Source organism: Actinoplanes sp. TBRC 11911 (assembly GCF_012933445.1).
In the GTDB taxonomy this organism is placed as follows: domain Bacteria; phylum Actinomycetota; class Actinomycetes; order Mycobacteriales; family Micromonosporaceae; genus Actinoplanes.
This window is the reverse complement of record NZ_JABBNC010000066.1, coordinates 1-10,970: the sequence shown is the minus strand read 5'-3', so window position 1 is coordinate 10,970 and position 10,970 is coordinate 1. Positions and strand designations below refer to the sequence as shown.

At 69.3% G+C, this 10,970-nt stretch carries 11 protein-coding genes; 5 read left to right on the top strand and 6 right to left on the bottom strand.

What is annotated here, in order from left to right; all coding sequences use genetic code 11:
* Positions 1-692 precede the first annotated feature (692 nt).
* From HH310_RS42820 to HH310_RS42800, 5 genes are all read right to left on the bottom strand, one after another.
* Positions 693-1,136, bottom strand: a complete 444-nt coding sequence (locus tag HH310_RS42820; RefSeq protein WP_169181521.1) for a DUF2267 domain-containing protein — start codon at positions 1,134-1,136, stop codon at positions 693-695.
* Between the two features lie 64 nt (positions 1,137-1,200).
* Positions 1,201-2,436 (bottom strand): formaldehyde dehydrogenase, glutathione-independent, encoded by a 1,236-nt coding sequence (gene fdhA, locus HH310_RS42815; protein WP_169181520.1) that lies wholly within the window; start codon positions 2,434-2,436, stop codon positions 1,201-1,203.
* Positions 2,437-2,535: 99 nt separating this feature from the next.
* Positions 2,536-3,696 carry an LCP family protein gene (locus tag HH310_RS42810; protein ID WP_169181519.1) on the bottom strand — a complete coding sequence of 387 codons (1,161 nt, stop codon included), beginning with the start codon at positions 3,694-3,696 and terminating at the stop codon, positions 2,536-2,538.
* 203 nt (positions 3,697-3,899) lie between these two features.
* Positions 3,900-4,106: a hypothetical protein gene (locus HH310_RS42805; protein WP_169181518.1), complete on the bottom strand. Its 207-nt coding sequence runs from the start codon at positions 4,104-4,106 to the stop codon at positions 3,900-3,902.
* Between the two features lie 143 nt (positions 4,107-4,249).
* Positions 4,250-5,686 (bottom strand): MFS transporter, encoded by a 1,437-nt coding sequence (locus HH310_RS42800; protein ID WP_169181517.1) that lies wholly within the window; start codon positions 5,684-5,686, stop codon positions 4,250-4,252.
* A 130-nt stretch (positions 5,687-5,816) separates the two neighbouring features.
* On the opposite strand from HH310_RS42800, the gene HH310_RS42795 reads away from it, so the two are divergent.
* The 4 genes from HH310_RS42795 to HH310_RS42780 are packed head-to-tail and all read left to right on the top strand — an operon-like array spanning position 5,817 to position 8,610.
* A complete protein-coding gene (locus HH310_RS42795; protein WP_169181516.1) occupies positions 5,817-6,773 on the top strand; it encodes a sigma-70 family RNA polymerase sigma factor in 957 nt (318 codons plus the stop codon).
* Entirely contained in the window at positions 6,773-7,336 is a 564-nt protein-coding gene (locus tag HH310_RS42790; protein WP_169181515.1) for a TIGR03086 family metal-binding protein, read from the top strand. Before HH310_RS42795 ends, HH310_RS42790 begins: the two co-directional genes overlap by 1 nt.
* Positions 7,337-7,376: 40 nt before the next feature.
* On the top strand, positions 7,377-8,165 hold the full coding sequence (locus HH310_RS42785) for an SAM-dependent methyltransferase (RefSeq protein WP_169181514.1): 789 nt from the start codon (positions 7,377-7,379) through the stop codon (positions 8,163-8,165).
* A 22-nt stretch (positions 8,166-8,187) separates the two neighbouring features.
* Positions 8,188-8,610 carry a hypothetical protein gene (locus HH310_RS42780; RefSeq protein ID WP_169181513.1) on the top strand — a complete coding sequence of 141 codons (423 nt, stop codon included), beginning with the start codon at positions 8,188-8,190 and terminating at the stop codon, positions 8,608-8,610.
* A gap of 20 nt (positions 8,611-8,630) precedes the next feature.
* Here HH310_RS42780 and HH310_RS42775 read toward each other — a convergent pair whose 3' ends face one another.
* Positions 8,631-10,517, bottom strand: a complete 1,887-nt coding sequence (locus HH310_RS42775; protein ID WP_169181512.1) for a hypothetical protein — start codon at positions 10,515-10,517, stop codon at positions 8,631-8,633.
* 83 nt (positions 10,518-10,600) lie between these two features.
* Between HH310_RS42775 and HH310_RS42770 the strand changes: the two genes are divergently transcribed.
* Positions 10,601-10,970 (top strand): fructosamine kinase family protein (locus HH310_RS42770; protein WP_211193334.1); only part of this gene is annotated, 370 nt, incomplete at its 3' end.

Below are 10,970 nucleotides of genomic sequence, written 5' to 3'. Positions count from 1 at the left end.
TTCGCCTGTCCGGATCAGCGCTTAAAGCTGCGGAATATTGGACGAAAGGACCGCGGACCGCCGTGCGCCAACGTGTCCGATCGACGACGGCGAACACCCCTTCAGCGGAATAGCTGTGCGGTCCACCCCGGCAGTTCAGGACTTTCGCTAGAGCTAGACGCGCCTGTCGCCATGCGTTGCACGCGGGGCTATCCGAGCGATTCGCCGCACTGATCACGGCAGACGAGTAAATCGCCTCTCCGTGCTTCCGAGGGCAACGGTGGTCGGCGTACTGGTCATGTCAAGGGTGAAGCGTCGTGCCGTGCCCGTAGTGGTGCGAAAGCCGAGGACGGCGCCTCTGCCGGACGGGCATCGGTAGCACGCGGTCGACGCGCTTGCCGCCATGATCGATCTGTGGTGGGTGGACGGTCGGGCCAGCGGTACCGAGGTTGATCGTGGGTCAGGCGGCCGCACGACGTTGCGGCGGGCATCGGACGCTGAAACGGCCCAACACGTGCGTCGGCTGACAGCCGTCACCGTCACGATCGGGCCCTGAACAGTGTGAATGTGGCTCGGTCGGCCACATTCGGTCCACCTAACGAGGCATTACGTGTCCGGGGCGCCAGCACCAGTTAGCCACGCCACGTTGGCCGCCAGGGGCTGAGACCCGCCGGTGGCCGGGGACCGCCCCGGCCACCGGCCCGGCCCTTTGATCAGCGGCGCACCGCCTGCCGCCGGTGCCGCAGGTCCGTCGGCCGCCGCCGGCCCGCCCGCACCACCGGGGTGTGTGCCGGCGCCGACGCCCGCAGCAGCGGGCGCAGGTCGGCCGGGGCCAGGTCGGCGAACTGCGCCGGGGTGTGCCCGTGCCGTACCGCGTTCAGCTGTTCCAGGATGATCCGGGCGAGGAACGCCGCGTTCGGGTCGTCCACCAGCAGGCGGTCGCCGATCCGGGACACGAAATCGTGGCAGCCCGACACCGGCACGCCCGAGTCGCGCAGGCCCATGCGGAGCGGGGACGGCAGGTGCACCGCCAGGCGCTGGAAGATCGGTGGCGGCAACACGTCGCACAGCGCGGCGAGCACGGCGCGGACCGCCCGCCGGGTCTCGTTCGGACCGTGCAACCGGCCCCTTTCCTGCACCGTCACCAGCAAGTCCACTGCCGCGCCTCTTCCCCCGGGAGCCTCTCGACGCGAAGCTACCCGGGGGAAGGGGCGGTCAAACTCAGCGGATCGAGCCATGCGGATCAAGCACGTACTTGCGCGCGGCGCCCTGGTCGAACTCCTGGTAGCCCTGCGGGGCCTGGTCCAGCGGGATCGGCGTGGCGTTCACGTTCTTCGCGATCTGCACCCGGTCGTGCAGGATCGCCATCATCAGCTCCCGGTTGTACTTCATCACCGGGCACTGGCCGGTCACGAACGAGTGCGACTTCGCCCAGCCCAGCCCGAGCCGCAGCGACAACGAACCGACCTTGGCCGCCTCGTCCACGCCGCCCGGGTCCCCGGTGACGTACAGGCCGGGAATGCCGATGGCGCCGCCGGCGCGGGTGATCGTCATGAGCGAGTTGAGCACCGTGGCCGGCATCTCGGTCGACGAGTCGGCGCCGTGCCCGCGGGCCTCGAACCCGACCGCGTCGACCGCGCAGTCGACCAGCGGCTCCCCGATGGCCGGGGTGTCCGGGCCGAGGATCTGCTCGATCTGCGACGCCGGGTCGCCCTGCGCCACGTTGATCGTCTCGCAGCCGAAGCTGCGGGCCTGCGCGAGCCGTTCGTCGTTGAGGTCGCCGACGATGACGACCGCGGCGCCGAGCAGCCACGCCGAGGTGGCCGCCGCCAGGCCGACCGGGCCGGCGCCCGCGATGTAGACCGTGGAGCCGCTGGTCACCCCGGCGCTGACACAGCCGTGGTAGCCGGTCGGGAAGATGTCGGCCAGCATCGCCAGGTCGAGCATCTTGTCCAGCGCCTGGTCCCGGTCCGGGAACTTCAGCAGATTCCAGTCCGCGTACGGGACCAGCACGTATTCGGCCTGGCCACCGACCCAGCCGCCCATGTCCACGTACCCGTACGCGGAGCCGGGCCGGTCCGGGTTGACGTTCAGGCACACGCCGGTCTTGCGTTCCTTGCAGTTGCGGCACCGGCCGCAGGAGATGTTGAACGGCACCGAGGCGATGTCGCCGGGGCGGATGAACTCGACGTCCGGCCCGACGTCGACGACCTCACCGGTGATCTCGTGGCCGAGCACCAGTCCCTGGGGTGCGGTCGTCCGCCCCCGGACCATGTGCTGGTCGCTGCCGCAGATGTTTGTCGCGACGGTCTTGAGGATCGCGCCGTGCGGGACCTTGCGTCCGACGTTCGCCTTGTGGACGCCGGGCCCGTCCTTCATCTCGTACGTCGGATAGTCGGTGTCGTGAATTTCGACTCGGCCGGTTCCTTCGTAGACGACCGCGCGGTTTCCAGGCATCGTTGCCTCCCGTCTCATGTACCGACAGTTACCCCCGCATCACGGCAATGTTTCTCGTCGATGGGCGGGAGGGAAAGCGGAGAGACGGATTTGTTCACCTTACGAAGCGGCGATCGATGTCGGATTCTCCGTCACGTACGTCGCCAGGGTGTCGGTCTTGGCCGCGGCCAGCATCTTTCGCGTGTTGTCGTCCAATGTCTCCACACTGCCGATGCCGGGCACCGACTCGCTGTGGAACGTGCCATTATTCGTCTTCAGCGTCACCAGGTCGGCCGGGTTGATGCCCTTCAGCGCGAACGCCCAGTCCTCCAGCGCGATCCCGCCGTCGTCGACCTTCATGGCCTTGCCGATCGCGCTGAGCAGCTTCGGCAGCTTCGTCGGCGAGTTCAGCCCCGCCTTCACGGTCTGCTCCAGGATCGCCTTGAGCAGCTGCTGCTGGTGCCGCTGCCGGCCGTAGTCGGAGTCGCCCTTGGACAGCAGGTCGCGCTGCCGTGCGTAGTCGAGCGCCTCGGTCGGCGTGAAGCAGTGGTTGCCCGTTTTGTAGAAGTTCGCCGTCACGCCGGGCACCTTGCGCGGGTGCAGACCGGCCGCGTCCGTCGTGTACGGCACCGCCTGGGTGCCGTCCTTCTTGTGGCCGACGTGGATGGACGTGACGTCCTCGTCCACGTACATGCAGACCTTGCCGAGCACCTGCAGCACCTGGGTGAACCCGGAGAAGTCGACGATCGCGGCGGCGTCCGGGGTGATGCCGGACAGCTTCTTGATCGTCAGCGCGAGCAACTCGAAGCCGTGCTGCTCGGCCGCGTCGCCGGTGAGCCCCCGGCTGCCGAACGCGAACGCGGAATTGATCTTGTTTTTCCCGCCCGCGTACGGGACCGCGCCGTTGTTGTAGGCCGGGATCGACACGTAGCTGTCCCGGGGGAAGGAGATCAGGAACGCGGTCGAGTGGTCGGCCGGAATGTGCAGCAGAATGATCGAGTCGGACCGGCTCGGCTCGGACGCGGTCCAGCTCGGCCGGGTGTCCAGGCCGACCAGCAGAATGTTCTTCGCGCCCTTGACCTCGGCGTGTTTACGCTTGGCGGTGCCCTGGGCCGCGCCCAGCAGGTTCGACTTCGGCACCGCCTTGGTGGCCTGCCCGATCGCCACGGTGGCCGCGACCGCGGTGCCGCCGCCCAGCAGGGCCAGCACCACCCCGAAGGTGAGGGACAGGCGCGCCCATAACGGCGAGCGCGGACGTTTGACGCGAGACTTCTTCGGCACGGCACCCCTTGGTCGGTGTCATCTCTTGCAGGAGAGCACGACGTTTGATCGTAGTCGGTTTCCCCAAGTGACAAAGATCGCCGAATTGAAGGAGTAGCAGCGGCCCGTCAAAGGAACGTCAAAACAAGCTCGGTCTTCGTTCAAGAGCTGTCAAAAGGAGTGCCGAGTCGATCTTAACGGCGGATGTTTGACGGGTGAACGGTTTACGGCGGGCCGCGGCGGCGGCCGGTACCACGGTTTGTGCGGTGGCGGTCCTGTCCTGGCAGGCCCATGACGTCGAGCTCACCCAGCACACCTCGGTGGCCGCCGTCGCGGCGACCGGGATGCGGATCCCCGATCCGGGCCAGGCCCACCTGACCACCCTGGGCTTCGGGGCGGTCGTGCTGGTGCTGCAGCTCGTCGCGCTGCACCGGTTCCGCCGGACGAAGAACCGCGCGGTCCGCACCGCGTCCGCCGGTACCGCGGTGGCGGTCTGTGCCGCGTTGCTGATGACCGGCCACATGGCGATGCGGATGCGCTCGCCGCGGCACGAGTCGCTGGACGCGCTGCTCTATCAGGACCGGGCGGCGGCGGTGAGCGTGCTCTCGCCAAGCTCCGTTGCCTCGGGGGAAGTCCGCACCCTGACCACCACGACGGTCACGATCAGCGCGGCCACCACCAGCAACCCCGCCGCCACGAACGCCAGGCGGTATCCACCGGTCTGGGCGGTCATCTCCGGTACGCCGGTGCTCCGCAGCCCCGCGTACCGGCCGGCGGAAAGCGTCGCCAGGACCGCGAGCCCCAGCGCCGACCCCACCTCGGCGGTGGTGTTGAAGACCCCGGACGCCAGCCCGGCGTCCTGCGGGGTCGCGTCCGCCATGCCGAGCGCCGCCAGCGCGGGGAACGCCATCCCGGCCCCGATCCCGAGCACCACCATCGACGGCAGCACGTCGGTCAGATACCGGCCGTCGACCGGCACCCGCGCGAACCAGAAGAGCCCGGCCGCGACCAGCGCCAGCCCGGTGACCACCGTCGTGCGGGCGCCGTACCGGCTGATCAGGCGCTCCGAGTACCGCAGCGACAGGCCGCCCATGAAGACGGTGACCGGCAGGAACGCCAGGCCGATCCGCAGCGCGTCGTAGCCGAGCACGTGCTGGGCGTACAGCACGCCGACGAAGAACATCCCGAACATGCCGGCCGCGCTCAATAACTGCGCCACGTTCGCCCCGGTGAGCGTACGGGACCGGAAGATCCGCAACGGGATGAGCGGGGTGGCCGCAGTGGCCTCGCGGACCACGAAGGCCGCCAGCAGTGCGACCGCCAGAATCGCCAGGCCGAGCGTGCGTACGGCGGCGCCCCCGGCCACCACCGTATAAACGGCCACCACCAGCGACGAAGTGATCAACAGCCCGCCGGCGACGTCGGCACCCTGGCGCAGGCCCGCGCCCTTGTCCGCGGGCAGCAGTCGCAGCGCGGCGACGGCCGTGGCGATGCCGACCGGCAGGTTCACGAAGAAGATCCAGTGCCAGCTGATCGCCTCGGTCAGCACGCCGCCGAGCAGCAGGCCGACCGCGCCGCCCGCCGAGGCCACGAAGCTGTAGACGCCGATCGCGCGGGCCTGCTCGCGGGCCTCCGGGAACATCGTGACGATCATGCCGAGCACCACGGCCGAGGTCATCGCGCCGCCGATGCCCTGCAGGAACCGGGCGGCGATCAGCATCTGCTGGCTCGTCGCCAGGCCGCAGACGATCGACGCGGCGGTGAACAGGATCAGGCCGCCGACGAACATGCCGCGGCGCGACACCAGGTCACCGATCCGGCCGGCGAGCAGCAGCAGGCTGCCGAACGGGATCAGATAGGCATTGACCACCCACGCCAGCCCGGACTGGCTGAAGCCCAGGTCGCGCTGGATGGACGGCAGGGCGACGTTCACGATCGTGACGTCCAGGATGATCATGAGCATTCCGGCGCAGAGCACGAGCAGCGCCGCACTCCTACGGTCTTTCGTCATCGCCGTGGTCCCTTCCAGCTGTTTTAGGCTTCGCCCAGACAGACCCGGGAAATTTCTCGGAATCATCTGCGGATCGGCGATGACTTTCCGCGGCGGCGACGGTCAGTACTCGTGTTGAGGAGGCACTTCGATGGACACCGACTTCGTGACGCAGGCCGACCCGTACCGGCGTGAGCTGCTGGCCCACTGCTATCGCATGCTGGGCTCGGTCTACGACGCCGAGGACCTGGTGCAGGAGACGTACGTGCGCGCGTGGCGTTCCTACGACCGCTTCGAGGGGCGGTCGTCGATGCGTACGTGGCTCCACAAGATCGCGACGAACGCCTGCCTGAACGCCCTCGAGGGGCGCGATCGCCGTCCGCTGCCGATCGGTCTGGGCGCGCCCAGCTCGGATCCGGCCGACGACCTGGTCTCGCGCGGCGAGGTGCCCTGGCTGGAGCCGATGCCGGACACGATGCTCGCCGATGATCCAGCCTCCGTGGTGACCGGCCGGGAGAGCATCCGGCTCGCGGTCGTCGCCGCCATGCAATATCTGCCGGCCCGGCAGCGCGCCGTGCTGATCCTGCGTGAGGTGCTGCAGTGGCCGGCCGCCGAGGTCGCCGAGATGCTCGACATGACCGTGGCGTCGGTCAACAGCGCCCTGCAGCGGGCCCGGGCGCAGCTCCAGCAGGCCACGGTGGACGCCAATGAGCTGTCCGAACCTGACGAAGCGGACAAAAAGGAAATGTTAGACCGGTTCGTCACCGCGTTCGAGGCCAAGGACATCAACGCGATGATCTCGCTCTTCACCAAGGACGCGGTCTGGGAGATGCCGCCGTTCGAGGGCTGGTACCAGGGTCCCGAGACGATCGTGCGGCTGATCGACACGCGCTGCCCCGCCGAGGGCCCCGGCGACATGAAACTGCTGCCGATCCGGGCGAACGGCCAGTACGCCTTCGGCCTCTACATGCGCTACGGCGACGTGTACCGCCCGTTCAACATGCCCGTCCTCACACTGACGCCCGAGGGGGTCAGCCACGTGACCGCGTTCTTCGACGAGCGGTTGTTCGCCACGTTCGGGTTGCCCGAATCGATTCCGGTGTCGTGATGGACGCGCTGGTCGGCGGGGTGACGGTGCTGGAGCGTGCGGTGGCGTACGCGCTCGGCAGCCTGGCCCTGGCGACGCCGGGGCAGCTGGCGAACCCCACGCCCTGCTCCCGCTGGACCTTGCGCGACCTGCTCGAACACCTCGGCGACTCGCTGGCGGCGCTGGAGGAGGCCGCTACCACCGGCCGGGTCACCCTCACGCCCGCGCCGCACGCCGAGGGGGTGCTGACGCAGGTTCGAGACCAGGCCGTACGCCTCCTCGGCGCCTGGACGACAATCAACGGCAATTCCCCCGTACGCGTCGAGCAGGCACCCCTGAGCGCGCCGCTGGTCGCCGGAGCGGGTGCGATCGAAGTCACCGTGCACGGCTGGGACGTGGCCCAGGCGTGCGGGGTGTCGCGCCCGATCCCGCCCTCGCTCGCCGACGAGCTGCTTGACCTGTCCGTTCTCCTGGTGCGGCCGTGGGATCGGCCCGGCCGGTTCGCCCCGCCGCTGCGTCCCCCGCCGGTGTCCGATCCGAGTGAACGGCTGCTCGCCTTCCTCGGCCGGGTTTCGTTTACATAGGACACTTGCTTTTGCGGTTCCGGTGCCATAGAAACTCCCCATGGACGAGGCCCTCTCCGCACAACTTCAGCCCGATGTGCCGCACGCAGCGCGCATATGGAACTACTGGATGGGCGGCAAGGACAACTTCGCCGCCGACCGCGCCGCCGGTGACGCCGTCGCCGAGGTGTATCCGGAGATCGTCCGGATGGCCGTGCAGTCCCGCCGCTTCCTGATCCGCGTCGTGTCGCACCTGGCGAGCGACGGCGGCGTGCGCCAGTTCCTCGACATCGGCACCGGCCTGCCCACCATGCAGAACACGCATGAGGTGGCGCAGAGCATCAACGCCGACTCCCGGATCGTCTACGTCGACAACGACCCGCTCGTCCTGGCGTACGCGCGTGCCCTGCTCAGCGGCACCACGGCCGAGGGCGTCACCACGTACGTGCACGCCGACTACCACGACCCCGACAAGATCCTGCAGGAGGCCGAGGAGGCGCTCGACTTCACCCAGCCCGTCGTGGTGATGTATATGGGGGTCATGGGCTACGAGCCCGACCTCGGCATCGTCCGCAGCCTGGTCGGCCGGGTCATGGCCCGCGTCCCCTCGGGCAGCTACCTGGTGTTCTGGGACGGCACGAACACGACGCCGGCCGTGGTCGAGGGCGCCGCGAAGCTGGTCCAGAGCGGCGGCGTTCCGTACATTTTGCGCAGCCCCGAAGAGCTGACCACGGTGTTCGAGGGCCTCGACATCATCGAACCGGGCCTGGTGCAGATCAGCGCCTGGCGCGCCGGCGACGACGACGTCGAGCCCATCGAGGCATATGGAGCCGTCGCGCGCAAGCCCTGAACGGGCGTACGATCGCACCACCATGGAGCTCCACTGGTGGTCGATCGAGGTCTTTGACGGCCCGCTCGCGTCCGCGGCGAGCTGGCAGGACACGCACGCCAACGCGATCGTCGAGGCCGCGATCTCGCACGGCGCCTACGAGTGGGAGTGGCACCGCCACTCCTGGGGCGTCCTGTTCGAGATCGCCTTCCGCGCCGAGACACGGTGGACGACGTTCCGCGACCTGCCGGTGGTCCGGGCCGCCCTCGACGCCGTCCCCGACCCGGTGAACGGCCTGCTGATCTACCCCGGCCGCGGCGGCAGCTCCGGCCGGGTGCAGCCGCGCCGCCCCCGCCCGATAGCGGGCGCGGGCGCGGCGCCGCTGCCTGCGGAGCCGCTGCAGGAGTCGGTGCGGTTGCTGACGGGCGAGCCCCCGGTCACCGAGGCCGGCGTCACGGCCGCCTAGGGACGGCGCGCAGGGCCCGGTCACCTGGCGGTGCCCGGCTCGATCTGGGCTATCAGGTCGATGACGAAATCGGCGGCGTTGCGGGCGGCCAAGGCCTGGTGGTCGTCGGTCTTTTCGCTGCCCCAGTCGGAGATGCCCTTCACCAGGATCCAGTCGCGCTTGGCCTGCGCGGCGGCCGCGTACAGGCCGGCCGCCTCCATCTCGCCCGCGACCGCCTCCTCGCCGAGAGCACGCAGTCTGGCTCGTTCGTCCGCGTTGTTGACGAGCGTGTTGAGCGAGAGCACGGGGCCGAAGTGAACCGCCGGCGTCCGGGCTCGCCCGAGGACGCGAGCATGACTGAGGAGGCCGGGCGCCGTCTCCGGGCTCGGGCCCCGGGTGATCTCGTAGCGGGAGCCGTCGGCGCGCGTGGTCACCTTGCGGTGCTCCACCGCCCGCAGTTGGGTGCAGACGACGACGTCACCGATCTCCTGGTCGCCACCGTCGAGGTCACGGGCGTTCAGTCCGTAACAGACCCCGGTGAGCACCACGAACATCGGGTCAAGGTGCCTGATCACATTGTCGACGGTCCACGGCATCGACCCGGCGCCGACCGTGCCCTGCTCACTCTGCGCCAGGACGATGTTCGCCCCGCCCAGCGTCCCGAGCCGGGTCACCGCCTTCGATCCGGCCTTGCCGGGCACCGGCACCAAACCGGGCGAGCGCGCGGCGAACGCGTCCTGCACGGCCTCACACTCGGTGCCGCTGACGACGACGATGGCGACGGTCGGCACCGCCGTCATGCGCTCGATCGCCTGGTACATGAGGTCCCTCCGGGCCCGCCGATATCGGATGCGCTGGCTCAGCACCAGGACGATGCACGCCACCATCACCAGCGCGACGACCGGGACCAGCACGCCAAGCACCTGCGACTCCCCCGTCACCGGTCCCGGAAAGGGGAAGAACAGGTGCCCGACGATCCAGACCAGCGCCTGCGGATAGCTGACCGGCCGCGACCCGCAGTCGCCGGCCGGGCACGCTTGCCGCTCCGAGAAGGCGACGAACTGGGCCGACGCCGCCACGGCGGCCAGCGTGGCGAAGAGCATGAGCCGGACTCCGCCCAACGGGCGTACGGCATCATGATCGGGTTGGGTGAACTTCTTTCCGGCGCCGATCACGAACCAGTCCGTACGCGGTACCGGCTCAACGGAGGTGAGGGAGCCGAGCAGGTTGCGGACTCCCTGATCGGTGACGCTCCCGGCTTGCACACCGACATACCCCGAGCCGAACGCCGGATCGTCGGGGAGGCAGGCATCCGTCAACGCCGAAGCGCGCCGGAAGGCTTCCGCGCAGAGCCGATCGGCGTCGTCACGATCGGGTGCGTGACAGAAGGTGATGGTCCAGTGATGCCCGCGCAGCTCGCCGCCGAAGATCTCACCGTCGGACACGCCCGCGCTCCCCGAACGCAGAAGCGACCAGGTGAGCCGGCCGACCCCGACGATCATGTCGGCGAGCGCGAGACCCACACCTGCCAGAACGAGCACGACCGCGACGAGGGCGCCGTCCCGGGAGATGAGGGCGAGAGGGACCGCGACGAGCATGGCGATCACCGCCGGGGCGTACGGCAGGATGTACTGCCAGGCCCGGACGAGCCGGCCGAGCCAACGTACGCGTCCGTCCAGACGCCGCATCGCTGTGTTCCAGTCGGCGAGCCGGGCGATCGGAGGCTCGATGACGGCGAACGCGTCCGCCGAGCCGCCGACCAACCGCCCCTCCCGGTCCGCGAGATAGAGCAGTACCGCAAGCGGCGGCCGCGCGCGATACACGCCCAGGCCGCGGCCCCGGATGCTGCCCTGCGCCTGCTTCGCTTCCCGAGTTCGCGGGAGGCGGTCAACCCAGGTGCGGCATTCGCGATAGGTCAGGCCCAGCACCGCTCCACCTGGCAGCCTCTCTCGCACAGCCGTTGCCAATGTCCAGGGTGCAAGGTTGCACCGACGGGAGGAGACTACTGCCGATGTCCCTGACAGTTCCTTTGGCGGAGCGATTGTCCCGGCCGGGGATCCGCGACGTCGTCACCGTCGTTCCCGAAAGCGACGGGTTTGCCGCGCTTGCCGGGATAGCCCGCCGCGAGCACGCATCGCCGGTCTTCGTCAAATCCTTCGCCGACGCACCGGACAGTGACGCCTTCGTCGCGGAGGCCGAGGGGCTGGCGGCCTTGCGGGAACTCGGCGGGCTGGCGACACCTGACGTGATCGTGGCGAACCACGAGTTGCTCGTGTTGTCGCTTCTGCAGCCGATACCCCGCAGTGAGGCCTTCTGGGAACGGTTCGCCCACGCGCTTTCCGACCTGCACACGAGCACGATCCATCCCCGCTTCGGATGGC